The sequence below is a fragment of the Rhodococcus sp. NPDC058532 genome (assembly GCF_042719255.1).
GTDB lineage: Bacteria > Actinomycetota > Actinomycetes > Mycobacteriales > Mycobacteriaceae > Rhodococcus_G.
On sequence record NZ_JBHXNU010000002.1, the window covers coordinates 13,530 to 37,338 of the forward strand.

The window sequence follows — 23,809 nt, forward strand, 5'->3', positions numbered from 1 at the left end:
GCGTGAGCGAGCAGCACGGGCAGTCGCGCGACGGGCACGCACCGGACGGGGTGTTCGAGCCGGCCGCACCGACGCAGATCGACGTCACCCCGGAGATCGACGAGATCGGCGAGTTGCTGCGCAAGTCGGGGCGGGTCCGGCCCGACGACGGGCCGGAGGCGCCGTGGCGGCACGGCTACCCGTACGACCGGAAGATGACCCGGCGCCAGTACGAGTTCCGTAAACGTGCCCTGCAGATCGAGATGCTCAAACTGCAGGCCTGGGTCAAGGAGAACGACGAGAAGATCGTCATCATCTTCGAGGGCAGGGACGCGGCGGGGAAGGGCGGTGCGATCAAGCGGTTCACCGAGCACCTCAACCCCCGCGGCGCGCGGGTGATGGCCCTCGAGAAGCCCACCGAGCGCGAACGGACGCAGTGGTACTTTCAGCGGTACGTCGCGCACCTGCCGGCGGGCGGGGAGATCGTGCTGATGGACCGGTCCTGGTACAACCGGGCCGGTGTCGAGCGGGTCATGGGTTACTGCACCCCCACCGAGTACCTCGAATTCACCCGCTCAGCACCGGAATTCGAGCGGATGTTGGTCCAATCGGGCATTCACCTGATCAAGTTCTGGTTCTCCGTCGGACGCGAGGAACAGCACGCCCGGTTCGTGGCGCGCAGCACCGACCCGGTCAAGCAGTGGAAGCTCTCGCCGACCGACCTCGCCAGCCTCGATAAGTGGGACGCCTACACCGAGGCCAAGGAGAACATGCTGTTCTACACCGACACCCCGCACGCGCCGTGGACGATCGTCAAGTCCAACGACAAGAAGCGTGCCCGCCTCGAGGCGATGCGGTGGGTGCTGGCGCGGTTCGACTACGCAGGCAAGGACCCGCGCGTCGTCGGAACACCGGATCCGCTGCTGATCGGGCCCCCGCAGTCGGTGTACGACGAGGGCGAGAACCCGGCGGACCGGTTCCCGACGACCCCGGATACCGTTGGCGGGAACGGGTCGCACTGACCCTGACGGCTCGGGGAAAACCCTGACGGCCTGTCAGCCCCACGGATGACACGGCGCGCCACCAGGGAATGATGTGCGCCTCCGGTTTTTCGGGAATGCTGGTGGTCATGATTGAAGTGAGGGGACTGACCAAGACATTCGGGGACGTGCGGGCGGTCGACGACCTGACCTTCACGGTCCGGCCGGGGATCGTCACCGGGTTCCTCGGGCCGAACGGCGCGGGCAAGTCGACGACCATGCGGATGATCCTCGGGTTGGACCGGCCGACCGCGGGCGTGGCACTGATCGACGGCAAGCCGTACCACGATCTGCCGCAGCCGCTCCGGACCGTCGGCGCACTGCTCGACGCCAAGTGGGTGCACCCCAACCGGTCCGCGCGGGCACACCTGCAGTGGATGGCCGCCTCCAACGGGATTCCGTCGTCCCGGGTCGACGAGGTGCTGCGTCTGGTCGGTCTCACCGAGGTCGCCGGGAAGAAGGCGGGCGGGTTCTCGCTCGGCATGGCGCAGCGGCTCGGGTTGGCCGGTGCGCTGCTCGGCGATCCGCAGGTGCTGCTGTTCGACGAGCCGGTCAACGGTCTCGACCCCGAGGGCATCGTCTGGATCCGCAAGTTCATGCAGCGCCTCGCCGGCGAGGGTCGGACGGTCCTCGTCTCGAGCCATTTGCTGTCCGAGATGGCTTTGACCGCAGAGCATCTCGTCGTGATCGGGCGAGGTCGGCTGGTATCCGATTCCCCGGTCAAGGAATTCGTCGACCGGTCCTCGGAGGCGTCGGTGCGGGTGCGCAGCCCGCAGCTCGAGGTGCTGCAGGCGGCCCTCGTCGGGCAGGGCCTGTCCGTGGAGTCCGACGGCGCGGGCCCGGACGGTGATGCCGCGTTGATCGTGCGCGGCGCCACGACCGACACCGTCGGGCAGATCGCCGGCGGGCAGGGCATCGTGCTGCACGAGTTGGCGGCGCAGCGCGGGTCGCTTGAGGACGCATTCATGAAGATGACAGGGGACGACGTGCAGTACCACGCCGACGTGATGGGAGGGACGCTCTGATGGGTGTCGTTGCAGCGGAACGCATCAAGCTCACCTCGACGAAGTCGCCGTGGTGGTGCACCGCCGCGATCGTCGTGTTGGGGCTCGTCCTTGCCGCCGTGATCGGCGTGACGGCGAAGGTGGGGCTCAGCGCATACCACGATCAGGTCGCGACCGGCGAGGACCCCGGCTACGACCCGTTCCTGCCGACCCTCGCGGACTCGGTCGGCGGCGTCAGCGGGTTCGGCGTTCTTATCCTGATGATCATGGCCGCGCTCGCGGTGACCAGTGAGTACCGGTTCGGCCTCATCCGCACCACCTTCCAGGCGGTGCCGAAGCGGGACACGGTGCTGCTCACGAAGGCCGGCCTGATCGGGGTCTTCGGTGCGGTGCTGACCTTCGGGCTGACGTTCGGTGCGTACGCGATCGCGAAGGCCACCGCGGGGAGCGAGGCGGGCGCGCTGCTGACGCTGTCCGGATCCGAATCCTGGCGAGCGATCTACGGGGTGCCGATCTATGCGCTGCTGTGCGTCGCGCTTGCCGTCGCGGTCGGGTCGCTGGTGCGGCAGTCCGCTGGCGCGATCACGCTGCTGTTGCTGTGGCCGCTGCTGATCGAATCGCTGTTCGGACTGTTCGGCAGGGTGGGCCGCGAGATCCAGCCGTTCCTGCCGTTTGCCAATGCGAATCATTTCCTCGGCTCCGACCAGGGCATCGACTGGCACTGGGGTCCGTGGGGGAGCCTCGTCTACTTCGCGGTGTTCGTCGCCGTGGTGTTCGGGGCCGCGCTGTTCGTCGTCAACAAGCGCGACGCGTAGGCGCTGCGCCGCAGGCTCCTGTCTGTGACGGGTGGTTACACTTTGCCGGTGACCGAGGAGCCTGCGGCCGGGCAGTCCGGCGACGGTGCGCGCCGCGTCGCGTCCGCGCTGGCCTGGCTGCGCGCGGTGGACAGCGCACCCGCCGTGGTCGACACGGTCCGGCGGGTCCGGCGCGCCCTGCCCGGCGATGCCAGCTTCGGGGACCCGCTCTCCACCGCGGGACCGGGCGGGGTGCGGGCGGTTGCCCGGGTCGCCGACCGGCTGCGGGGCGAACGGCCCGGCGCCGCCCGCGAGGCCGGGTTCGGCGCGCTGCAACTGTGGCAGGCGGTGCTCGAACGCACCGGTCACGGCCGGGGCACGCGGGAGATGACGCTCGTCTTCACCGACCTCGTCGGCTACTCCGACTTCGCGCTCGCCGCGGGCGACGAGGCGACGATCGACCTGCTCCGCGAGGTGGCCCGCGCGATCGAACCTCCCGTCGTCGAGCGCGGCGGACTCGTCGTCAAGCGGATGGGCGACGGGATGATGGCCGTGTTCGCCCGCCCCGACCGCGCCATCGAAGCCGTGTTCGCCGCCCGATCGGCGTTGGGCGGGGTGGAGTGCCACGGCCACCGCCCCCGGATGCGGGTCGGCGTGCACACCGGCATTCCTCGCCAGGTCGGCGCCGACTGGCTCGGGGTCGACGTCAACATCGCCGCCAGGGTGATGCAGGCAGGCGCCGACGGCCACGTGATGGCCTCCGCGGCGACCGTCGACGCGCTCGGCTCCGAGCGGCTTGCCGAGCTGGGCCTGCTTGCTCGACCGTTCCGTCGTGGACTGTTCTCGTCCGCGCCGCGGGGCGTGCCCGCGGACCTGCGGATGTACACAGTTCAGCGGGACTGACCCCGCGGTCGTCCGCCGCGGCCCGTAACGCGCCGGGGCCCGGCGTGGATGAAACTCCTGGGTCCGGTTTGTCCGGAGGAGGAACGTGGGAAGGGGCGGCGCGTGCCGTATCTCGGGTTGATCGTGATGGTGCTGTGGGTGGGGTGCCTCGTCGACGTGATCTGCGCAGACGAGCACCGGGTCCGGCACCTCCCGAAGATCCTGTGGCTGATCGTCGTGATCCTGGTGCCGCTGCTCGGATCCGTGCTGTGGCTGCTACTCGGGCGTCCACAGGGCGGCGTCGGTGTGCAGGCCCCGGCCCGGGTCACCGGCTTCCCGGAGTACGACCGGCCCGGTCGGCAGGCGGGCGTCAGCAGTGAGTCCGACGAGGAGTTCTTGCGGCGCTGCCGCGAACGAGCCGAGGAGCAGCGCCGCGTCGCGAAGGAGCAGCAGCGGCGCAGTGCCAACGAGCGGCACCGCCGCAGTGCCAACGAGCGGCACCGCCGCGGTGACGACGAGCGGCACCGCCGCGGTGACGAGGCCGACGGCGATCAGGCCGAATGACCGGCCATTGCGACCGCCGCTGTCCGCGCGGACACTGATGGTATGGCTGATCGGGAACAGCGGACGCCCCTGTACGGGATGGTGCTCATCCTGGCCGCAATGTTCGGCGCGTTCGCGGTGAACTACTACGAAGTCGGTCCCTACTGGTTCCGCATAGCGGTCTACATCGTCGCGGCGGCGGTGATCCTCGTCGCGGCCGTGATGACCTTCCGGGACTACTCGCACTGACCTTCCGCAGCGCCCGGATGCAGCCGCCACAGCGGGGAGACGGGGCCGTGTCCCGCCCCGAGGTCGTAGGACGCCGCGAGGCAGCGGGTCACCCACTGCTTCCCGAACGCGACGGCCTCGGGCATCGATCGGCCGTGCGCGAGCGCGCATGCGACCGCGGCGGCGAGGGTGTCCCCGCCGCCGTGGTCGTTGCCGGTGTCGATCCGCGGGCCGGTGAACTGGTGGAACGTTTCGCCGTCGAAGAGCAGGTCGGTCGATTCCGTTGAGGTACGCAGGTGACCGCCCTTGACCAGCGCCCACTGCGCGCCGAGCCCGTGCAGCGCCTCCGCTGCCCGGCGAGCCGACGCGTCGTCGACGACCTCGATGCCGGTGATCAGCCGGACCTCGTCGAGGTTCGGCGTGACCAGCGACGCGATCGGGATCAGCGTGTGCCGCACCGCGTCGAGGGCCTCCGCGTGCAGCAGTGGGTCGCCGTGCATCGATGCGCACACCGGGTCCACCACCAGCGGCACCGGCCTGCCCTTGCCGATCCCGACCTCGCCGCACACCTGCGCGACCGACTCGATGATCGCGGTGGACGCCAGCATCCCCGTCTTCGCGGCGCTCACCCCGATGTCGCCGACCACCGACCGCACCTGATCGGCCACGATCTGCGGCGGGATCTCGTGAAAACCGCTCACCCCCACCGAGTTCTGCACCGTCACCGCGGCGACGGCGACGCAGGCGTGCACACCGAGCAGCGCCATCGTGCGGGAGTCGGCCTGAATGCCAGCGCCGCCGCCGGAATCGGTACCGGCGATGGTGAGGGCACGGACGGGGGTCTGTCCGTCGGGGGTCAGCGGCAGCAGGTTCACGAGCAAGGAGCCTATCGACCCGCCGGAACGGTGGGCAGGTACACCTGGCGGACGTCGGCGGAGATCCGCATCGAGCAGAACTTCGGCCCGCACATCGAACAGAAGTGTGCAGATTTCGCTGGCTCGGCGGGCAACGTCTCGTCGTGATACTCCCGGGCGGTGTCCGGGTCGAGCGACAGCGCGAACTGATCGTGCCAGCGGAACTCGAACCGGGCCGTCGACAGTGCGTCGTCGCGTTCCTGCGCCCGCGGGTGCCCCTTGGCCAGGTCGGCGGCGTGCGCGGCGATCTTGTAGGTGATGACGCCGACCTTCACGTCGTCCCGGTTCGGCAGCCCCAGATGCTCCTTCGGGGTCACGTAGCAGAGCATCGCGGTCCCGGCCTGCGCGATCATCGCCGCGCCGATCGCGGAGGTGATGTGGTCGTAGGCGGGCGCGATGTCGGTGGCGAGCGGGCCGAGGGTGTAGAACGGTGCCTCCTCGCACAGCTCCTCCTCGAGGCGGACGTTCTCCACGATCTTGTGCATCGGCACGTGCCCCGGGCCCTCGATCATCACCTGCACGCCATGGGATTTCGCGATTGCGGTCAGTTCGCCGAGGGTGCGGAGCTCGGCGAACTGCGCCGCGTCGTTGGCGTCCGCGATGGATCCGGGGCGCAGCCCGTCGCCGAGCGAGAAGGTGACGTCGTAGCGGGCGAGGATCTCGCACAGCTCCGCGAAGTGGGTGTACAGGAACGACTCCCGGTGGTGCGCGAGGCACCAGGCGGCCATGATCGACCCGCCGCGCGAGACGATGCCGGTGACCCGCTTCACGGTCAGCGGGACGTGCCGCAGCAGCACCCCGGCGTGCACCGTCATGTAGTCCACGCCCTGCTCGCACTGCTCGATCACGGTGTCGCGGTACAGCTCCCAGGTCAGTGCTGCCGGGTCGCCGCCAACCTTCTCCAGCGCCTGGTAGAGCGGCACCGTCCCGACCGGGACGGGGGAGTTGCGCAGGATCCACTCCCTGGTCTCGTGGATGTTCCTGCCGGTGGACAGGTCCATGATGGTGTCGGCGCCCCAGCGGGTGGCCCACACCATCTTCTCGACCTCCTCGGCGATCGACGAGGTGACCGCCGAGTTGCCGATGTTCGCGTTGATCTTCACCCCGAATCGCTTGCCGATCACCATCGGTTCGAGCTCGGGGTGATTGCGGTTGGCCGGGATCACCGCCCGACCGGCGGCGACCTCGTCGCGCACCACCTCCGGCGACACGCCCTCGCGGGCGGCGCAGTAGCGCATCTCGGCGGTGACGACGCCCGCGCGCGCCCAGCCCAGTTGGGTGCTGGCCCCGGCAGGCCGCGGCCAGCCCGACCGCACCGGCGGCAGGCCCGCCTCAAGGTCGATTCGCGCGTCGTCCTCGGTGTACGGGCCGGACGTGTCGTACAGGTCCAGATGATCGCCGGTGGTCAGGTGCACGCGGCGCACCGGCACCGACAGCCCGTCGACGTCCAGGTACCGCTTGCTGCTGCCCGCGATCGGTCCCGTGGTGACGGCCGTGGTGACAGAGGTGTCCCTCATTCGAATACTCCCTACGCCGGCATTACCCGGTCAGGTTCATACGGTCGACGGCCCTCATCGCTCGCGAAGGAGCTAGCCGTCCTCTCAGCCCGCTGGTGCGAGCCCCCGTGGGTGTTCAGTTGTCGCCGGAGACCCTAGCCCAGTTTCGCCCGATCCCTGTTGCGCACCCGCCAGCCGACCTATAGTGGCGTGGATCACATTTCTGTTACGGGCAGGCTGCCCGGCGCTTCACCCAGAAGGAGACAGGACCGATGCTCGCGGACAAGGCGACGGCCGAGGTGACGAACAATGCCGCTCAGAGCCGTTTCGAGCTGTGGCTCAACGGCGACCTCGTCGGCATTCTGGGCTACTACGACCTCGAGTCGAACGATGGAGCCGCCAGGGGCCGACGGCGGTCGACGGCGCCGGTCGTCTCCTTCCTGCACACCGTGATCGTCGAGGACTTCGGGCACCGGGGGCTCGCCGCGCTGATGGTCCGGCGGGCGCTCGACGCGGCCCGCGGGTACGGATGGAAGATCCGGCCCGTGTGCACCTACCTGCAGCGATTCGTCGCCGCGAACCCCGAGTACCGCGACATTCTGGTCCCGGTGTGAGCGCCGGGCGGCGATTCGGCCACGATTCGACGAAGGATGGGCGACAACTTGTCGACGGGGCCCGTCCCGGGCAGCGGCCCGGCCCGGATGCTGCTTGCATGGCGGCATGTTCAAGCGGAACCAGCACCGGACGGCGGCGGTGACCGCCGTCGCGGCCCGCGCCGACGCGGCGCGGGCTCAGGTTGAGGACAACCCCGCGCACTCGCGCTTCGACCTGTGGGTCGACGGCGAACTGGTGGGCATCCTCGGATACCGCCGCCTGGACGGCGTCGACTGCGCACCGGCGGACGGCGCCGCTGTCGCGTTGATGCACACGGTGGTCAAGGAGGAGCACGGCGGCCGCGGATGGGCGGCGGTGCTGGTCCGGGAGGTGCTTGAGGAGGCGCGGGTGCGCGGATGGCGGGTGCACCCGGTCTGCACCTACGTGCGACGCTATCTCGGCACCCACACCGAGTACCTGCCGCTGCTCGACGACGCCTGACGCGACGACGTCGCGGTCAGCCGTCGCGGGCCGCGAGCCGCCAGAGGGACACGACCTCTGCCGCCCGGACGGCCGCCAGCGGATCTTCGGGACCCCGGCTGCGTTGGCCGCGACCGCCGGACGCCCGCGGGTGCCGCGGGTGGACATCGCTGCGGCCGAGCACGATCAGTCCGGACCGATCGAACAGGTCGGTCAGCTGGGTGCGGGTGCGCAGGCCGAGACGCTCCGCAAGATCGGAGAGCACCAGCCATCCCTGCCCGCCCGCGGTGAGGTGGCCCGGCAGTCCGCGGACGAACTCGGCGAGCATCTGGCCCTTGCGGTCGAAGACCCCCAACTCGATCGACGACGTCGGCGCGGCAGGCACCCACGGCGGATTGCACACCACCAGGTCGGCGCGCCCGTCCGGATATCCGTCGGTGTGGACGATCTGCACCCGGTCCGCCAGCCCGAGACGGTCGATGTTGTCGGTGGCGCAGGCGACCGCGCGCGGTGCGATGTCGGTCGCGATCACCCGCTCGGCGCCGCGTCGGGCGAGCAGTGCGGCAAGCACTCCGGTGCCGGTGCCGATGTCGAACGCCGTGCCGACGCGTGCCGGGAACTCCGCCTCCGCGACCAGGTCGACGTACTCGTTCCGGGTCGGTGCGAACACCCCGTAGTGGGGGTGGATGCGGGCATCGAGCGCCGGGATCTGCACGCCCCGCCGCCGCCACTCGTGTGCACCGACGACCCCCAGCAGTTCCTGCAGGGACACCAGGCTGGCCTCCGAGGCGTCGCCGTACGCCTCGCGGCACGCCAGCCGGATATCGGGTGCCCGCCTCAGGTCGATGGCGTAGTCCGGGCCGAGTTCGATGACGATCATGCTCAGGATCCGGGTGCGGTGCGCCCTGGCCTGCCGGTGTCGGTGGAAGGTCAGCGTGAGGTCCGGGCCCGCCTGCACTCGCAGCCGATCAAGCCGCCGCTTCAGCGCATCGAGCAGTTGCCGGGCGCCAGGAAAGTCGCCTCGCCACAGCATGGCGGTGCCCTCGGACGCGAGCCGCATCGCGTCGTCGGCGCGGAGTTCATCCCCGGCGATGACCACCGTCTTCGGCGGCTTGAGGTCGCCGTTGGTGCGCCAGCGGGCCGATCGGTGTTGACCGTTCTCGACCCAGGCGGCGTCTATCCGGTCGGGTTGGTCATTGGCGGTCTCGACGGTGGACTCCTGAGGGAAGGGGGTGCGGCGGACGGACGAGCGCGAACCTAATCCAGGTCGACGATCACCGGGGCGTGATCGCTCGCGCCCTTGCCCTTGCGTTCCTCCCGGTCGATCGACGCATCGGTGACGCGGGCTGCCAGCGCGGGGGAGGCGTACTGGAAATCGATCCGCATGCCCTGCCGCTTCGGGAACCGCAGCTGCGTGTAGTCCCAGTAGGTGTACACCCCGGGCCCGGGGGTGTGCGGCCGGGTCACCTCGGCGAACCCGACCTCCTCGAACGCGGCGAACGCGTCCCGCTCCGGGCGCGAGGTGTGCGTCTTGCCCTCGAACAGCGCCGGATCCCACACGTCCTCGTCGGTCGGCGCGACGTTCCAGTCGCCGACCAGCGCGATCTGCGCGTTCGGGTCGTCGGCCAGCCACTTCGCCGCATCGTCGCGCAGGGTCGCGAGCCAGTCCAGCTTGTACGTGTAGTGCGGGTCCGACAGCTCGCGGCCATTCGGCACGTACAGGCTCCACACCCGCACGCCGCCGCAGGTCGCGCCGATCGCGCGGGCCTCGACGACCGGCGGGACGACGTCGAGGCTGTCCGGGGCCTGCTTCGCGAATCCGGGCTGGCCCTCGAAGCCGACCTGAATGTCGTCGAGGCCGACGCGGGACACGATCGCGACCCCGTTCCACTGGCTAAGGCCGACGTGCGCGACCTGGTAGCCGAGTTCGGTGAACCGTTCGGTCGGGAACTGGTCGTCCCGGCACTTGGTCTCCTGCATGGCGAGCACGTCGACGTCGGTCCTGGTCAGCCAGTCCACGATCCGGTCGGTCCTGGCCCGAACGGAGTTCACATTCCACGTCGCCAATCGCATGCCCGCAGCGTAGTGCGCTGCTCCGACAGCCCGCCCCGCCGGGTGAAGGGCACCTGCGCCCCGCCGGACCGGCTGAAGGTGCCCTTCACCCGGACCGGGCGGGCGCGGTGGCGTAGCGGTAGCGGTGGTGATCGATCAGCCCGAGGGTCCGGTACAACTCGAGGGCGCCGGGATTGTCGGCCCGGACCTGGACGTAGGCGTGCGTCGCGCCGTGGTCGCGGCCCCAGCGGATCATTTCCGCGCACACCAGCATCCCCAGCCCGCGCCTGCGGTGCGCCGGTGCGACCTCGACCGCGGTCAGCCCCACCCAGCGCCTGCCGTCCGGTGCCTCGGTGATCGCGGCCCGGGCGATGCCGAGTGGTTCCGACCCCGCGGCGCCGAGGACCCCGAATCCGAGTTCGCCGTCACGGACCGCGGTCAGCACCGCAACCTCCCGGTCCGACACCCCCGTTCCGGGTCGGCGCAGCGACCGCCAGCCCGCCCCCGGCGCCGGATCGACCGTCACCATCGACTCGCCGTCCGGCAACGTCAGATTGGTGATGTCCGCCGCCATCACCTGAACCTCCGCCGACACGGTCCAGCCGTCGGGGGCCGCCCCGAGGCGGTCCGGCAGCAGCAGCGTCAGCGGCAGTCGCCGCTCCGCGTACCAGGCGTGCAGCCGGTCCAGGGTGTCACCGGAGTGCAGGTCACCGATCCGGTGCGCCCGACCGAGCGGGGCGGCGGAGTTCGCGCGGCCGGTGATCCCCGCGCCCGCCCGTGCCAGCCAGCCGTCGATCCAGGACTGGTCGGTCCCCGGCCAGCCGTCCGCCGCCGCGAGTTCGAGCGCCCGGATCTCGCGGGTCGCGACCGGGCGCGCCCCGATCTCCTTCAGCGCGACGACCTGGCCGCGCTCGACCTGCGCGACCCGACCGTCCTGGGCGCGCACCACGACCGCGGGCGTCAGCGCGACGAGTTCGCCGATCATGTCGGTCAGCGGCTGCGGATAGCCGGGCGGCAGCTTGTAGCGCAGCACCACCCGGCTGCCGAGGCGGGGCGCGGTCCTGGCCCGGTGCGGCACCGTTTCGGGACCGGGGGTGCCGCCCCCACCCGGCACGGGCGGCGGGCGGTGGTGCCTGCCGCTGCCCGCCGGGTCGTCAGTCATCGTGACCGAACGGGTCCTCGACCGTGCCGGGCGTCCAGGACAGGCCGGGGACACCCCAGCCGGACCGCTTGATGATCTTCTTCGCGGCGCGGGCGTTCCGCCCGATCAGCACATCCGTGTAGAGGAAGCCGTCCAGGTGCCCGACCTCGTGCTGCAGCATCCGGGCGAAGAAGCCGGTGCCCTCGATCGTCACCGGATCGCCGTTCACGTCGACCCCGGTCACCTTCGCCCAGTTCGCGCGGCCGGTGGGGAACTGCTCACCCGGGACGGACAGGCAGCCCTCCTCGTCGTCGTCGGGGTCCGGCATCGACTCGGGGATCTCCGAGGTCTCCAGCACCGGATTGACCACCTCGCCGCGACGCCGCTCCCCGTCCGGGTTCACGTCGTAGTCCGGGCAGTCGTACACGAACACCCGCAGGCCGACGCCCACCTGATTGGCGGCAAGGCCGACGCCGTTCGCGGCGTCCATCGTGTCGTACATGTCGGCGACGAGCTCGGCGATCTCGGACAGCGGCTGCGTCACCGGCGCAGTCGGCTGATGGAGAACCGGGTCACCGACGATCACGATAGGAAGAATTGCCATGCGACCGAGAATAGTGGTGGCGATCGGTGCGCCCTGTTGCCGGATGCCGCCGGGCCCCGCATCGCGACGCGCCAGCACCGCGAACCGGGGAACGGGTGCGGTCACCGTGGTTCAATAGCCGTCGGAAGTACAGGGTTGTCATTCGTCGCCGGATCGGTGCACCCGGATCTGTCGGTGGGGAGCTTTAGCCTTCGCTGATGGATGGGGCGAGAGTTCGACGTTGAGGAGTGAGATGGACGGCGCAGTCGCGCGTAGCCGGAATTCGCAGCCCACCGACCAGCCGGAGAGCGCCGGGGTCGGAGCGGACGGACTCACCCGCCGCGATCACGACATTCTGACCTTCGAACGCCAGTGGTGGAAGTACGCGGGCGCGAAGGAGGATGCCATCAAGGAACTGTTCGACATGTCGGCGACCCGCTACTACCAGGTGCTCAACGCGCTCGTTGACCGGCCGGAGGCCCTTGCCGCGGATCCGATGCTGGTCAAACGGCTGCGTCGGCTGCGCGCGAGCAGGCAGAAGGCGCGCGCCGCCCGCCGCCTCGGTTTCGACGTCACCTAGCCATGTCGCCCGATCCTCGTGGTGCGGCCCGCGCGATCGGCCCGCGTGCCCAGATGACGCAGATGGGGCCCCGACCCGTATGGTCGAACCCGTGAGCACCCCGCAGCCGGCACCGTCGGGACCCCCACTACGCGCACTCGCGATGGTTCTCATCGCCCTGGCCATCGCGTTCGCGGGCATCGGAGCGTTGACCCTGTCGAACTCCGGGTCGGACACCCGCTCGTCCGAGGTGCTGCCCAGCGTGGCCCCGGTCACGGGGGCGCCGAACGCGCCTGCGGCGTCGGCTCGGGCAACGACACCGGCGCCCGTCTCGCCGACCACCCTCGCTCCGGTCGCCGCTGCGGCGACGCCGACCACCGCCGCCGTCGACCGGTCGGCGGTCCCGGTGCGGGTCTTCAACAACAGCACCGTCAGCGGTCTTGCCGCGCAGACCGCGGGCACCCTCGAGTCGGAGGGCTGGACGGTGGCCGAGACCGGCAACTACAGCAGCGGCAACGTCGCGAAGACGACCGCCTATTACAGCGCGAACTCGGCGGCGGAGCGGCAGGCGGCGCAGCAGATCGCCGCGGATCTCGGCATCACCGCCGAACAGCGGTTCGGCGGGATCGCGACGGCGTCCCCCGGCGTGATCGTCATCGTCACCTCCCAGTAGACGAGGGGCGGAGCCGCTCAACTATGCGGCGTCGTAGACCACCGGTCGGCCGGTTCGCCCGGCTGGCTATGATCAGTGCACTTCCAGCCCATCTCGAAGGAGCGGTTTGATGGCCTTGCTTACCCGACGCGATTCGCAGACGACCCGGTCACGCCGCGTGTCCCTGCGCGTCGTCGCCCCGATGGTTGCGATCGCGGCCGTTGGCCTCACCGCCTGCAGCCCGCCGAACGAGGTGGCGAGCGACGTTCAGGGCACCACCCCTGCCGTGTGGACCGGCGCGCCCGCACCCGAGGGTGACGCAGGCGAGGGCCACGGCGCCGAGCATGCCGACCGGCTCAACACCGTGCTCAAGGGTGCGGACGGCAAGGCGGCCGGGACCGCGACGTTCGTCGGCTCCGGTGAGAACGTGGTCGTGACCGTCGCGGCGAACGGCCTCGAGCCCGGCTTCCACGGCCTGCACATTCACTCGGTCGGCAGCTGCGAGGGCGACTTCGTCTCCGCCGGTGGGCACCTGCAGGTCGAGGGCCACGGCGGCAACCCGGCCAGCGGCGACCTGCCGTCGCTGTTCGTGCGTGCGGACGGTACCGCGAACCTGACGACCACCACCGACGCGTTCACGATCGAGGATCTGCAGAACCACGGTGAGGGCACCGCGATCGTCGTGCACGCCGGTGCCGACAACTTCGCGAACATCCCGACCCGGTACGCCCCCGCGCCGGATCAGGCCACCCTGGACACCGGCGACGCTGGCGCCCGCGTCGCCTGCGGTGTGATCAAGTAACACCACCGCGCAGCGGAACCCGAGCTCGACCACCCGCCGCGATCGGAGACCTCGGCCACAGGCCGGTTTCCGGTCGCGGCGTCGTCGTCGGGACTGTGGTTGGATTCGGGCTGTGGCAGTCCATTTCGCCGGTTCGCCCCGGCCCACGATCGGCGTCGAGTGGGAGGTCGCGCTGGTCGACCCGGACACCCGCGACCTGTCCAACAGCGCCGCGCAGGTCCTGGCCGCCGCCGCGGACCTCGCGGACGCGCCGCGGTTGCACAAGGAGTTCCTGCGCAACACCGTGGAACTCGTCACCGGGATCTGCGACACCACCGCGGAGGCGATGGCGGACCTGCAGGAGACGATGACGCTGCTGCGCCGGGCGGCGCACCGCGAGAACGTCGAGCTGATGTGCGCGGGCACCCACCCGTTCGCGCAGTGGTCCACCCAGCAGGTCACGCCCAATCCGCACTACGACGAGATGATCGAGCGGACCCAGTGGTGGGGTCGGCAGATGCTGATCTGGGGGGTGCACGTCCACGTCGGGGTGTCGTCGGCGCACAAGGTGTTCCCGATCATCAACGCGCTGCTGGTCAAGTATCCGCACCTGCTCGCGTTGTCGGCGTCGTCGCCGATGTGGGCGGGCGTCGACACCGGATACGCCAGCAACCGGGCCCTGATGTTTCAGCAGCTCCCGACCGCCGGGCTGCCGTTCCAGTTCGAGACGTGGGCGCAGTTCGAGGGCTTCGTCCACGACCAGATGAAGACCGGGGTGATCGAGCGGCTCGGTGCCCTGCACTGGGACATCCGGCCCGCCCCGCAGTGGGGCACGATCGAGGTCCGGGTCTGCGACGGCGTCTCCACCCGCGGTGAGTTGGAGTCCCTGGTTGCGCTGATCCACTGCCTGGTCGTCCACTTCGACCGGCAGCTGGAGGCGGGCATCGAGCTGCCGGGGATGCCGCCCTGGCATGTGCAGGAGAACAAGTGGCGGGCCGCGCGGTACGGCCTCGACGCCGAGATCATCCTGGACGCCGCCAGCAACGAACGCCTCGTCACCGACGACCTCGACGATCTGCTCGAGCAGCTCGCGCCGCTCGCGGTGGAACTCGGCTGCGCGGACGAATTGGCCAGGGTCGCGGACATCCCGCGACGGGGGGCGTCCTATCAGCGGCAGCGGGCGGTCGCGGCGGGCAACGGTGGCGATCTGACCGCCGTCGTGGACGCACTCGTCACCGAACTGGAGCGTTAAAGCGCAGTTCACGCACCGTTTACTATGTACGGGTGCTGACTGACAACTCGACCGCCAGTGCGGCGTGGCGGGCGGGTGGACGGCGGGTCCTCGTGCCCGCCGCGGTGGCCACCGTCGTGGTGGCAATGCTGGTGCTGCAGGTCGTCGCGACCCGATCCGGGTTCGAGGGGCCGGTGCAGTCACTCGCCAGGGACTTCGTCGGCACCCCCAAGTCGATGTCGGTGCCGTGGGCCGGGCTGGCGCTTGGCCTCGTCGGGTTGACGAACCGGCAGCGCGTTGCCGCGGTCGCGGCGGCCGTCGGCATCGACCTGGTGTTCCTCGCGGGTCGGCTGCTGCAGGGCGGGCCGTTCGCGGTCGGGAACGGCCCCACCTGGGTGTTGACCCTGATCGCCGTGGTCGCGGCGGTGCGGTGGACCGGTGAGCGCAGGCGCGGCGTGCTGCTCGGCGTCGGGTTCGGGGCCCTGCTGATCGTCGCGACGAAGATCGGTGACGTCTGGTTGCAGATCACGGTGATGACGCGCCCCGCCGTCCTCGACGAGTACCTCGAGCTCGCCGACCGCGCGTTCGGCAGCCCGTCGTGGGTGATGGGTCAGGTCGTCGACGCGCTCGGTCCCGTCGGGTACGGCGTCCTGCACTGGGTGTACATCGAGCTGCCCGTCGCGGCGATCGTCGTCGCGCTCTGGCAGCTGCGGGCAGGTTGGGCGGGGCACCACCTGGTCCGGACGTTCCTCGCGATCGGCCTGATCGGCCCGGTGTTCTACCTGCTGTTCCCCGTCGTCGGACCCGACTTCGCGTTCGGCACCGCCGGGCAGGGCGCCCAGCTCGGCGACTACTGGCCCACCGTCATCCCGACCGGCACCGACCCGGCGGCGTTCGTGTTCACCGGGGACGCGCCCCGCAACTGCATGCCGAGCCTGCACACCGCGTGGGCGTTGGCGATCTTCGTGCATTCGCGCCGGGGGCCGACGTGGCTGCGGTGGGGCGGCACCTTCTGGCTGGTGTGCACCCTGATGGCGACGCTCGGCTTCGGCTACCACTACGCCGTCGACCTGGTCGCCGGGGTCGTGCTGTGCCTGACCATCGAGGCGGCCCTGCGCGAACCGGAACGCGGCTGGGGCTGGTTCCGGGTCCGGCTCGTCGTCGGCGGCACGGTCGCGTTCGCCGCGCTGCTCGGCGGCTACCGCTACCTGGCCGTGCCGATCGCGGCGGCCCCGTACCTGTCGGTGCCGCTGATCCTCGGGGTGATGGGTGCGGTCGTCGTCGCCTTCCACGCCACCTTCTTCGCGGCACCGGGGTCGGCGTTGGGTCGCTGGGGTGGACGGCCGCGCCTGGTCGTGAGTTAGTCGTCGTCGCGAATTAGTTGTTCTACTGTCGATTTCGGTCACTACCGCCTGAAAAGGACTAACTCGCGGTTAGGGTCCGGGGATGGTGCGTGATCCGAGACCTGTCGGACCGATTCGCCGGTCCCGGCTCCTCGAGGGCATGACGCCCTGGCAGGTCGAGCGCGACTACCGGGCGGTGCTGACCGGGGTATACATCCGCGCGGACCAGCCGCTCGACTTCGCACAGCGGTCGCGGGCGCTGGGGGTCACCTATCCGCAGGGCGTGCTGGCCGGGTGGTCGGCGGCCGCGCTCCACGGCTACCGGTACGTGCCCGAGGATGTGGAACCGGAGATCGTCCTGCCTACACCTGCGCGCAGGAGGGCGGGCGTCCGGCTCCGCTACGACACCCTGCTGTCCGGCGAATCGGAGGAGGTGCTCGGCTATGCGTTGACGTCGCACCTGCGGGCCGCGTACGACCTCGGGCGGCGGCTGCCGTTCGACGCCGCGATCGAGGCGGTCGATGGACTGTGCAACATCGGTCGGCGCGACCCGAAGGATCTGCTGGTGATGGTCGAGCAGCATCGGGGCGACCGGGGGCTCAAACAGCTCAGGCGCGTCGTGGACTTCGCTGACGGCGGCGCCGAATCACCGTGGGAGACGCGGACGCGGCTGCTGGTCGTCCGCGCGGGATTCATGAAACCGGACACCCAGGTCCTGCTGACAGACGAGCGGGCCCGGCTGGTCGCGCGTGTCGACATGGCGTGGCCGCAGTACCGCGTCGTGCTCGAGTACGACGGCGACCACCACCGCGAGCGGGGCCGGTACTCGCGCGATGTCCGGCGCCGCAACAGCGTCCGGCGGCTCGGCTGGGATGTGGTGGTCGCGACGAAGGAGTTGGTGGTGCACTATCCCGACGAGCTGCTCGAACGGGTCGCGGACGCGTTGCGTGCGGGCGGCGTGACAGAACTGCCACGGTGAGGTCCGCGAGTTGGTCGTTCTCGGGTCGATGCCGCGTCGAACAACGGTAAAACGACTAACTCGCGGGGGGATTCTGTTCCCGGTCGAGGTCGCCGACGATGCCGAGCCCGTCCCGACCCCGCTGCTCGCGGTAGGCGACGCGGCCGACGACGTGCGCGATGACCGGCGCGGTGACGAGGGTGAACAGCCCGACCAGCACCAGCATCCAGATGTCGACGTTGCCGCGCAGCCGGACGACGCACCCGAACAGCACCAGGAGCATGCCGATGACCTGGGGTTTGGTCGCCGGGTGCATGCGGGAGAGGGTGTCGGCGAAGCGGACGATGCCCAGCGCCGCGGTCATCGCGAGCAGCGCACCGAGCAGGATCGCGATCGCGGCGAGGACGTCGAGTGCGGCGCTCACTGGTCGTCACGCACCCGGAAACGGGCCACCGACACCGAGCCGATGAAGCCGACCAGCGACAGCGCGACGATCGCCGGGACCAGGGTGGTGTCCATGCTGTACGCCGCCCACAGCGCGAGACCGCAGATCGCGACCGCGACCAGGGTGTCCATCGCGACGAGGCGGTCCAGGGTGTGCGGGCCCGCGAGGAGCCGGTACGAGGTGAGCACGGCGGCGATCGACATCATCACGCCTGCGATCACGATCACGGTCGTCATCGGGGGCTCCTTTCGGTGGCGTTGTCGTCGGGCAGCGGGGCGGGTGTCCACTCGGTGTCCCGCTCGAAGGCCTGGATGAACAGGCGGTCCAGCTGCCGGACGGTTCGGTGGAAGTGGCGCACCGCCTTGTCGGTGCCGATGTCGAGCACGTGCACGTACACGACGCGCTTGACGCGGTCGACCTCGAGCACCAGGGTGCCGGGGATCAGGTTCAGCACGTCCACGCACAGCGTCAGCACGAGGTCGGACTTGATGCCGAGCCTGCACCGCAACACCCCGGTCACCGGCAGCGGCCCCGGCCGCACCGACAGCCACGCGACCTGCACGCTCGACTGCGCGGCGTAGCCGAGCGCGAGGCCGATCAGCTTGACCACCGACCACAGGTGGATCCGCCCCTGCACCGGCACCCTCGGCAGCGGCAGCAGCACCGTGATCAGGGTGGCGACGACCACCCCGCCGAGAATGTTGGCTGCGGACACGTTGCCCCACAGCAGCACCCACACGAGGACCAGCCACACCAACGACGCCGCCCGCAGCGCCAGCGCCCGCGTCATCGGTCGCCCCCGGACGCCGTCGCCTGCTCGTGGTGGCCGGGCCCGAGGACCGCCTCGATGTAGATGGACCGGTCCTGCAGGTCCGCGGCTGCCCGGTCGGTGACCGCGATGATCTGACCGGCGAACACCGTCAGGGCGATCCCGACACCGACCAGCGCGATCGTCGGTGCCAGCATCAGCGCGGGCATCCGCCCGACGTCCTCGCGGTCGACGAACGCGATGTCTTCCTCGGACTCGTCGATCAGGGCGGACGGGCTGACGTCCGCGAGGTCACCCTCCGGGGCGTCGGCGCGGGCCCGCCAGAAGGCCTTCGTCCATACCCGGGCGACGACGTACAGGGTCAGCAGGCTGGTGACGGTGCCGCCGGCGACGAGGATCCACGACAGCACGCTCGGGTGCGCGGCACCGGCCTGCAGCAGCGCGATCTTGCCGATGAATCCGGAGAACGGGGGGATGCCGCCGAGGTTGAGGGCCGGGATCAGGAACACGATCGCCAGCACCGGGCTTGCCGCGGCGAGACCGCCGAGCCGCCGCAGCGACGACGATCCTGCCTGCCGTTCGATCAGGCCGACGACCAGGAACAGTGTGGTCTGCACGATGATGTGGTGCGCAACGTAGTAGATGGCGCCGGACAGGCCCTGCTCGGTGGACAGTGCGATGCCGAACACCATGTAGCCGATGTGGCTGATCAGCGTGAACGACAGCAGTCGCTTGATGTCGGACTGGGCGATCGCACCGAGGATGCCGACGATCATCGTCAGCAGCCCGCACACCAGCAGGACGTCGTCGAGCTCGCCCTGCGGGAACAGCAGCGTGTGCGCCCGGATGATCGCGTACACGCCGACCTTGGTGAGCAGGCCGGCGAACACCGCGGTGACCGGGGCGGGCGCGGTCGGGTAGGAGTCCGGTAGCCAGGTGGACAGCGGGAACACCGCCGCCTTGATCCCGAACGCGACGAGCAGCACCCCGAAGATCGCCATCCGTGTCCCGGCGGGAATGTCGTCGAGCCGGACCGCCATCTGGGCCAGGTTGAGGGTGCCGGTCGCGCCGTACGCGAGGGCGATGCCGATCAGGAAGATCAGCGACGACACCATCGACACCATCACGTAGGAGACGCCCGCGCGGACCCGGTCGGCGCTGGCACCGAGGGTGAGCAGCACGAACGATGCCGCAAGCAGCACCTCGAACCCGACGTACAGGTTGAACAGGTCGCCGGCGAGGAACGCGTTGGAGATGCCCGCGGCGAGCGCGAGGTAGGTGGGCAGGAAGATCGACACCGGCTGGCGTTCGGTGCCGTCGTGGATGCCCTGCCCTACCGCGAAGGCCATGACGGCGAGCAGCACGGTGTAGGAGACGACGAGCATGGTCGCGGACAGCCGGTCCACGACGAGGGTGATGCCGATCGGGGAGTCCCACCCGCCGACCTGCAGCGCGGAGATGCCGTCCCGGTCGGCGAGGTAGAGCAGCGCAACGGACACCGCGAGCCCGGCGGTGAGCGCCGCGATGGTGATGGCGCGCTGGAACCGGGGCCGGCGGCCGCCGACGAGGGTGACGGCCGCGGCCAGCATCGGCACCAGCACCGGCAGCGGGGTGAGGTTCTGGACCAGCGTCATCGGCGGTCACCGCCGGTGGGCAGCGGGTCGCGTGGATCGTCGTCGCCGTCCGGGTCGGACGTGTTGTCGCTGTCCGGGTCGGACTTGTTGTTGCCGTCCGGGTCGGACATGGTGTCACCGTTCGGGTCGAACTCGTCGAAGTCGCCCTCACGCAGGTCCTCGTACACCTCGAGGTCCTCGAGGTTCTTGAGCTGTTCCAGGGGGATGGGATTGCCCTTGTCGTCGAAGGCGTCGCCGCTGAACGTGGAGTCGCCGGTGATCGGGTCGTCGGAGCGGTCGTGGTCGGGGGCCTCGGCCGGGCTGCGGCGGGTCTTGACCTTGGTGTCCTCGACGTCGTCCTCGACCGCGTCCTTGGTGTTGATCTTGTAGGACCGGTACGCCAGGGCCAGCACGAACGCGGCGATGCCCATCGTGATCACGATCGCGGTCAGGATCATCGCCTGCGCCAGCGGGTCGGCCATCGTGTCGTACACGTCGTTGGACCGGCCGACGATCGGGGCGCTGCCGGGCGGGCCGCCCATCGTGAGGATCAGCAGGTTGACGCCGTTGCCGAAGAGCAGCAGGCCGAGCAGCATCTTCGTGATGGACCGCTCGAGCAGCAGATAGACGCCGGTCGCGATCAGGACGCCGATGACGAGGAGGAACCCGATGTTCACGCTCATCGCGCTGCCACCTCCTCCGGCCGGGTCTCGACTTCGGAGTCGAGTCGCGCCCCGAGGCTGCGCAGCACGTCGAGGACGAGCCCGACGACGATCAGGTACACCCCGAGGTCGAAGAACAGCGCGGTGACCAGTTTGATGTCGCCGAGCAGCGGCAGCGTCACTTCGATCGTCGCGGACGACAGCACGGGTGCGCCGAGGAACAGTGAGGTCAGCGCGGTTCCCGCGGCGAAGATCAGGCCGAGGCCGAGGATCTTGCCCGCGTCGATCGGCACGGTTTCACCGAGTTCGTAGCGGCCGCCGGCAAGGTAGCGCAGGACCAGTGCGAGCCCGGCCGTCAGGCCGCCCGCGAAGCCGCCGCCGGGGGCGTTGTGGCCGGAGAAGAAGAAGTACACCGACAGCACCATCATCGTCGGGAAGATCATCCGGGTGGTGACCTCGAGGATCAGCGACCGGTGTCGGGGGTCGATCAGGTCGCCGCCCCGCAGCCACGTCGTCTCCGAGGCCGGGGACTCGAACTCGGGAACGTCCGCGACCCGCGGCGCGCTGCCGAATCGGCGGTTGCGGAACACCAGCGAGGCGACGCCGGTCGCGGCGACCAGCAGCACGCAGATCTCGCCGAGGGTGTCCCAGGCGCGGATGTCGACGAGCAGCACGTTGACGACGTTCTTGCCGTTGCCGACGTGGTAGGCGAGGTCCGGCATGTGCACGGAGATCGGTTCGGTGCTGCGGGCGCTCATCGCGAAGGCGCCGAGCGCGGTCACCATCGCGCCGACCGCCGCGCCGAGCAGCGCCCGCCCCGGCTTGAACCCGACGGACTGGCGTTCGTCGGTTTCGGCGGGCAGCTTGCGCAGCACCAGCACGAAGATCACCAGGGTCAGCGTCTCGACCAGGAACTGGGTCAGCGCGAGGTCGGGGGCGCCGTCGAGGGCGAAGATGACGCCGCAGCCGTAGCCGGTGACGCCGACCAGGATGACGGCGGCGAGCCGGTTGCGCATCACCGTCGCGGCCAGCGCGGCCGCGATCATGATGAGGCCGACGGCGAACTGGATCGGCGACTCCCACAACCGCAGCCGGGTCGTGGTGTCGGTGCCGAGCACCAGCAGGATTGTCGGCAGCAGCACCAGCGTGATCAGGATGGTGGCCTGGGTCAGTGGCAGCGAACCACGCTGGGTGGTGCCGGTCAGGCGCAGCGAGACGGTGTCCATGCCGCGCAGCGTCGCGTCGTAGACCCGTTCGGCGTTGCCGAGCGGGGCGTGCTCGAATCGCAGCCTGCTGACCCGACGGTGCATCAGGTACACCCCGACGCCGCCCGCGACGACCAGCACGGTCAGCCACAGCGCGAGCCCGAACCCGTGCCACAGCGCGAGGTGGTAGTGCTGGCTGCCGGGCAGGCTGTTCGCGTACGCGCTGAGCAGGGCGTCCATCACCGGCGAGATCAGGCCCGTGACCAGCCCGGCCGCCGCCAGCACCGTCGGAACCGCAAGGAACAGCAGACCGGGCCGGTGCATGGCCGCGACCGCGGGGCTCGGGTGGGTGAGCTGCTTGCGGCCGAACGCGCCCCAGATGAAGCGGATGCTGTAGGCGACGGTGAGGATCGACCCGGCAACGATGCCCGCCAGTTCGATCCAGCGGACGGTCGGATTGAGCACCGACGCGGTGGCGATCGCCTCGAGGGCGCCCTCCTTGCCGACGAACCCGAAGAACGGGGGCAGCCCGGCCATGCTGGCCGCGGCCGCGATCGCGACGAGGCATAGCACCGGCGCGGCCCTGCCGAGGTGCGCGAGCTTGCGGATGTCGCGGGTGCCGGTGGTGTGGTCGATGATGCCGACGACCATGAACAGGGCGGCCTTGAACATGGCGTGCGCGACGACCAGCGCCATCCCCGCGAGGGCGGCGTCGCGGGTGCCGGTGCCGACCAGGACGGTGAGGAAGCCGAGCTGGCTGACGGTGCCGAAGGCGAGGATCAGTTTGAGGTCGAACGCCCGCATCGCCCGCCAGCCGCCGAGCAGCATGGTGCCGAGGCCGAGCGTCATCACGGTGACCCGCCACGGTCCGGAGTCGGCGAACCCCGGTGCCAGCCTGGCGATCAGGTAGATGCCCGCCTTCACCATCGCGGCGGCGTGCAGGTAGGCGCTGACCGGGGTGGGTGCGGCCATCGCTCCGGGCAGCCAGAAATGCATCGGGATGATCGCGGACTTCGACAGCGCGCCGATCAGCACCAGCACTACGCCGACCGCGGGGAGCCAGCCGCCGGGCGGGTTCTCCAGCAGCACCGAGATCTGGTAGCTGCCGCCGACCTGACCGAGGATGATGAAGCCGACCAGCATCGCGAGGCCGCCCGCGGTGGTCACCAGCAGGGCCTGGGTGGCGGCCCGTCGGCTCGACGCGCGTTCGGCGTAGTGACCGACCAGCAGGAACGACAGGATCGTCGTCAGTTCCCAGAACGTGTAGAGGATGAGCATGTTGTCGCTGGTGACCAGGCCGAACATGGCGCCGGCGAACGCGACCATCTCGGCGGCGAAGATGCCGAGCCGGGTCTCGTCGTTCTGGAAGTACCGCGAGCAGTAGATCAGCACGAGGGTGCCGATGCCGAGGATCAGCGCGGACATGATCGCGGCGAGGGAGTCGAACCGCATGTCGATGTCCATCGACAGGCCCGGAGCCCAGCTGATGTGCAGCGACTGTTCGGTGTTCCAGTTCGCGATCACCCACACCAGTGACCCGGCGGGCACCAGCGACAGCGGCAGAAATGCGTTGCGCCCCATTGTTCGCACGGCAGCTGGCGCCAGAACGGCGGCGATTGCGTGGGCGAACAATATAGCGAGCAAGGGCACTCCGTCGGGGGTCGTTGCCGTGCGGCGGCGGGGTGTCGATACGCCCGGGAGTATCCGGGCGGTGATGTCCAGTTTAGGGCACGCCAGCTTTCTTCCTGCAGGCGGCTCCGCCTACCCCACGAAGCATTGAACGGGGGTTCATGTGCCATCCGCCGTCCGGAACTGGCACATGAACCCCCGTTCAATGCATGGGGCGGGGCGGGAGGCGCGG

The 23,809-nt window shown here is 70.1% G+C and carries 26 protein-coding genes and 1 riboswitch; of the genes, 14 read left to right on the forward strand and 12 right to left on the reverse strand.

The window, feature by feature from the left end; genetic code table 11:
- Positions 1-2: 2 nt before the first annotated feature.
- The 6 genes from ppk2 (at position 3) to ACFWQG_RS02885 (ending at position 4,491) form a co-directional block, all read left to right on the forward strand.
- A complete protein-coding gene (gene ppk2, locus ACFWQG_RS02860; protein WP_378506077.1) occupies positions 3-1,001 on the forward strand; it encodes a polyphosphate kinase 2 in 999 nt (332 codons plus the stop codon).
- A 107-nt stretch (positions 1,002-1,108) separates the two neighbouring features.
- Positions 1,109-2,044 (forward strand): ABC transporter ATP-binding protein, encoded by a 936-nt coding sequence (locus tag ACFWQG_RS02865; RefSeq protein WP_378506078.1) that lies wholly within the window; start codon positions 1,109-1,111, stop codon positions 2,042-2,044.
- A complete protein-coding gene (locus tag ACFWQG_RS02870) occupies positions 2,044-2,838 on the forward strand; it encodes an ABC transporter permease (protein ID WP_378506079.1) in 795 nt (264 codons plus the stop codon). The genes ACFWQG_RS02865 and ACFWQG_RS02870 overlap by 1 nt, the downstream gene beginning before the upstream one ends.
- A gap of 48 nt (positions 2,839-2,886) precedes the next feature.
- Positions 2,887-3,720: an adenylate/guanylate cyclase domain-containing protein gene (locus ACFWQG_RS02875; RefSeq protein ID WP_378506080.1), complete on the forward strand. Its 834-nt coding sequence runs from the start codon at positions 2,887-2,889 to the stop codon at positions 3,718-3,720.
- A 102-nt stretch (positions 3,721-3,822) separates the two neighbouring features.
- On the forward strand, positions 3,823-4,263 hold the full coding sequence (locus ACFWQG_RS02880; RefSeq protein ID WP_378506081.1) for a PLDc N-terminal domain-containing protein: 441 nt from the start codon (positions 3,823-3,825) through the stop codon (positions 4,261-4,263).
- 42 nt (positions 4,264-4,305) lie between these two features.
- Positions 4,306-4,491: a hypothetical protein gene (locus ACFWQG_RS02885; protein WP_378506082.1), complete on the forward strand. Its 186-nt coding sequence runs from the start codon at positions 4,306-4,308 to the stop codon at positions 4,489-4,491.
- Here the strand turns inward: ACFWQG_RS02885 and thiD are convergent.
- Both thiD and thiC read right to left on the reverse strand, forming a co-directional pair.
- Positions 4,479-5,345, reverse strand: a complete 867-nt coding sequence (thiD, locus tag ACFWQG_RS02890; protein ID WP_378506083.1) for a bifunctional hydroxymethylpyrimidine kinase/phosphomethylpyrimidine kinase — start codon at positions 5,343-5,345, stop codon at positions 4,479-4,481. The genes ACFWQG_RS02885 and thiD overlap by 13 nt on opposite strands.
- A gap of 11 nt (positions 5,346-5,356) precedes the next feature.
- A complete protein-coding gene (gene thiC, locus ACFWQG_RS02895; RefSeq protein WP_378506084.1) occupies positions 5,357-6,901 on the reverse strand; it encodes a phosphomethylpyrimidine synthase ThiC in 1,545 nt (514 codons plus the stop codon).
- Positions 6,893-7,020, reverse strand: a riboswitch (TPP riboswitch). It overlaps the preceding gene by 9 nt.
- A 132-nt stretch (positions 7,021-7,152) precedes the next feature.
- Here thiC and ACFWQG_RS02900 point away from each other — a divergent pair.
- Positions 7,153-7,494 carry a GNAT family N-acetyltransferase gene (locus ACFWQG_RS02900; RefSeq protein WP_378506085.1) on the forward strand — a complete coding sequence of 114 codons (342 nt, stop codon included), beginning with the start codon at positions 7,153-7,155 and terminating at the stop codon, positions 7,492-7,494.
- A 106-nt stretch (positions 7,495-7,600) separates the two neighbouring features.
- A complete protein-coding gene (locus ACFWQG_RS02905; protein ID WP_378506086.1) occupies positions 7,601-7,975 on the forward strand; it encodes a GNAT family N-acetyltransferase in 375 nt (124 codons plus the stop codon).
- A 16-nt stretch (positions 7,976-7,991) separates the two neighbouring features.
- Here ACFWQG_RS02905 and ACFWQG_RS02910 read toward each other — a convergent pair whose 3' ends face one another.
- The 4 genes from ACFWQG_RS02910 to ACFWQG_RS02925 form a co-directional block, all read right to left on the reverse strand.
- Positions 7,992-9,053, reverse strand: coding sequence for a methyltransferase (locus ACFWQG_RS02910; RefSeq protein WP_378506087.1), 1,062 nt, complete (start codon positions 9,051-9,053; stop codon positions 7,992-7,994).
- Between the two features lie 158 nt (positions 9,054-9,211).
- Complete coding sequence (locus tag ACFWQG_RS02915; protein WP_378506088.1) at positions 9,212-10,027, reverse strand: exodeoxyribonuclease III; 816 nt, start codon at positions 10,025-10,027, stop codon at positions 9,212-9,214.
- Positions 10,028-10,112: 85 nt separating this feature from the next.
- A complete protein-coding gene (locus ACFWQG_RS02920) occupies positions 10,113-11,168 on the reverse strand; it encodes a GNAT family N-acetyltransferase (RefSeq protein ID WP_378506089.1) in 1,056 nt (351 codons plus the stop codon).
- Positions 11,161-11,751, reverse strand: coding sequence for a peptide deformylase (locus ACFWQG_RS02925; protein ID WP_378506090.1), 591 nt, complete (start codon positions 11,749-11,751; stop codon positions 11,161-11,163). Before ACFWQG_RS02925 ends, ACFWQG_RS02920 begins: the two co-directional genes overlap by 8 nt.
- A gap of 232 nt (positions 11,752-11,983) precedes the next feature.
- On the opposite strand from ACFWQG_RS02925, the gene ACFWQG_RS02930 reads away from it, so the two are divergent.
- The 6 genes from ACFWQG_RS02930 to ACFWQG_RS02955 all read left to right on the forward strand — a co-directional run bounded on the left by ACFWQG_RS02930 (position 11,984) and on the right by ACFWQG_RS02955 (position 17,275).
- Positions 11,984-12,310 carry a DUF3263 domain-containing protein gene (locus ACFWQG_RS02930; protein WP_378506091.1) on the forward strand — a complete coding sequence of 109 codons (327 nt, stop codon included), beginning with the start codon at positions 11,984-11,986 and terminating at the stop codon, positions 12,308-12,310.
- 91 nt (positions 12,311-12,401) lie between these two features.
- Positions 12,402-12,962: a LytR C-terminal domain-containing protein gene (locus tag ACFWQG_RS02935; protein WP_378506092.1), complete on the forward strand. Its 561-nt coding sequence runs from the start codon at positions 12,402-12,404 to the stop codon at positions 12,960-12,962.
- 109 nt (positions 12,963-13,071) lie between these two features.
- Positions 13,072-13,743, forward strand: coding sequence for a superoxide dismutase family protein (locus tag ACFWQG_RS02940; protein WP_378506093.1), 672 nt, complete (start codon positions 13,072-13,074; stop codon positions 13,741-13,743).
- Between the two features lie 112 nt (positions 13,744-13,855).
- The gene (locus tag ACFWQG_RS02945; protein ID WP_378506094.1) at positions 13,856-14,974 is read left to right on the forward strand and encodes a glutamate--cysteine ligase; all 1,119 of its coding nucleotides are present in this window, start codon (positions 13,856-13,858) and stop codon (positions 14,972-14,974) included.
- A 92-nt stretch (positions 14,975-15,066) separates the two neighbouring features.
- The gene (locus ACFWQG_RS02950; RefSeq protein ID WP_378506392.1) at positions 15,067-16,317 is read left to right on the forward strand and encodes a DUF5933 domain-containing protein; all 1,251 of its coding nucleotides are present in this window, start codon (positions 15,067-15,069) and stop codon (positions 16,315-16,317) included.
- Between the two features lie 139 nt (positions 16,318-16,456).
- Positions 16,457-17,275: a DUF559 domain-containing protein gene (locus tag ACFWQG_RS02955; protein ID WP_378506095.1), complete on the forward strand. Its 819-nt coding sequence runs from the start codon at positions 16,457-16,459 to the stop codon at positions 17,273-17,275.
- A gap of 55 nt (positions 17,276-17,330) precedes the next feature.
- Here ACFWQG_RS02955 and mnhG read toward each other — a convergent pair whose 3' ends face one another.
- From mnhG to ACFWQG_RS02985, 6 genes are read right to left on the reverse strand one after another with little or no spacing between them, the layout of a single operon-like run.
- Complete coding sequence (gene mnhG, locus ACFWQG_RS02960; protein WP_378506096.1) at positions 17,331-17,678, reverse strand: monovalent cation/H(+) antiporter subunit G; 348 nt, start codon at positions 17,676-17,678, stop codon at positions 17,331-17,333.
- The gene (locus tag ACFWQG_RS02965; protein WP_378506097.1) at positions 17,675-17,935 is read right to left on the reverse strand and encodes a monovalent cation/H+ antiporter complex subunit F; all 261 of its coding nucleotides are present in this window, start codon (positions 17,933-17,935) and stop codon (positions 17,675-17,677) included. The genes mnhG and ACFWQG_RS02965 overlap by 4 nt, the downstream gene beginning before the upstream one ends.
- Positions 17,932-18,489: a Na+/H+ antiporter subunit E gene (locus ACFWQG_RS02970; RefSeq protein ID WP_378506098.1), complete on the reverse strand. Its 558-nt coding sequence runs from the start codon at positions 18,487-18,489 to the stop codon at positions 17,932-17,934. Before ACFWQG_RS02970 ends, ACFWQG_RS02965 begins: the two co-directional genes overlap by 4 nt.
- A complete protein-coding gene (locus ACFWQG_RS02975) occupies positions 18,486-20,102 on the reverse strand; it encodes a Na+/H+ antiporter subunit D (RefSeq protein ID WP_378506099.1) in 1,617 nt (538 codons plus the stop codon). The genes ACFWQG_RS02970 and ACFWQG_RS02975 overlap by 4 nt, the downstream gene beginning before the upstream one ends.
- Entirely contained in the window at positions 20,099-20,764 is a 666-nt protein-coding gene (locus ACFWQG_RS02980) for a Na(+)/H(+) antiporter subunit C (RefSeq protein ID WP_378506100.1), read from the reverse strand. The genes ACFWQG_RS02975 and ACFWQG_RS02980 overlap by 4 nt, the downstream gene beginning before the upstream one ends.
- The gene (locus ACFWQG_RS02985) at positions 20,761-23,592 is read right to left on the reverse strand and encodes a Na+/H+ antiporter subunit A (RefSeq protein WP_378506101.1); all 2,832 of its coding nucleotides are present in this window, start codon (positions 23,590-23,592) and stop codon (positions 20,761-20,763) included. The genes ACFWQG_RS02980 and ACFWQG_RS02985 overlap by 4 nt, the downstream gene beginning before the upstream one ends.
- Positions 23,593-23,809: the final 217 nt, after the last annotated feature.

Excerpts from the sequence above, each read along its gene's own strand:
- ACFWQG_RS02980 (WP_378506100.1), bottom strand. The coding sequence starts at position 20,764 with ATGAGCGTGAACATCGGGTTCCTCCTCGTCATCGGCGTCCTGATCGCG.
- ACFWQG_RS02970 (WP_378506098.1), bottom strand. The coding sequence starts at position 18,489 with ATGACGCGGGCGCTGGCGCTGCGGGCGGCGTCGTTGGTGTGGCTGGTC.
- ACFWQG_RS02885 (WP_378506082.1), top strand. The coding sequence starts at position 4,306 with ATGGCTGATCGGGAACAGCGGACGCCCCTGTACGGGATGGTGCTCATC.
- ACFWQG_RS02920 (WP_378506089.1), bottom strand. The coding sequence starts at position 11,168 with ATGACTGACGACCCGGCGGGCAGCGGCAGGCACCACCGCCCGCCGCCC.
- ACFWQG_RS02975 (WP_378506099.1), bottom strand. The coding sequence starts at position 20,102 with ATGACGCTGGTCCAGAACCTCACCCCGCTGCCGGTGCTGGTGCCGATG.
- ACFWQG_RS02940 (WP_378506093.1), top strand. The coding sequence starts at position 13,072 with ATGGCCTTGCTTACCCGACGCGATTCGCAGACGACCCGGTCACGCCGC.
- ACFWQG_RS02905 (WP_378506086.1), top strand. The coding sequence starts at position 7,601 with ATGTTCAAGCGGAACCAGCACCGGACGGCGGCGGTGACCGCCGTCGCG.
- thiC (WP_378506084.1), bottom strand. The coding sequence starts at position 6,901 with ATGAGGGACACCTCTGTCACCACGGCCGTCACCACGGGACCGATCGCG.
- ACFWQG_RS02870 (WP_378506079.1), top strand. The coding sequence starts at position 2,044 with ATGGGTGTCGTTGCAGCGGAACGCATCAAGCTCACCTCGACGAAGTCG.
- ACFWQG_RS02915 (WP_378506088.1), bottom strand. The coding sequence starts at position 10,027 with ATGCGATTGGCGACGTGGAATGTGAACTCCGTTCGGGCCAGGACCGAC.
- ACFWQG_RS02955 (WP_378506095.1), top strand. The coding sequence starts at position 16,457 with ATGACGCCCTGGCAGGTCGAGCGCGACTACCGGGCGGTGCTGACCGGG.
- ACFWQG_RS02925 (WP_378506090.1), bottom strand. The coding sequence starts at position 11,751 with ATGGCAATTCTTCCTATCGTGATCGTCGGTGACCCGGTTCTCCATCAG.
- ACFWQG_RS02865 (WP_378506078.1), top strand. The coding sequence starts at position 1,109 with ATGATTGAAGTGAGGGGACTGACCAAGACATTCGGGGACGTGCGGGCG.
- ACFWQG_RS02965 (WP_378506097.1), bottom strand. The coding sequence starts at position 17,935 with ATGACGACCGTGATCGTGATCGCAGGCGTGATGATGTCGATCGCCGCC.
- ACFWQG_RS02900 (WP_378506085.1), top strand. The coding sequence starts at position 7,153 with ATGCTCGCGGACAAGGCGACGGCCGAGGTGACGAACAATGCCGCTCAG.
- ACFWQG_RS02930 (WP_378506091.1), top strand. The coding sequence starts at position 11,984 with ATGGACGGCGCAGTCGCGCGTAGCCGGAATTCGCAGCCCACCGACCAG.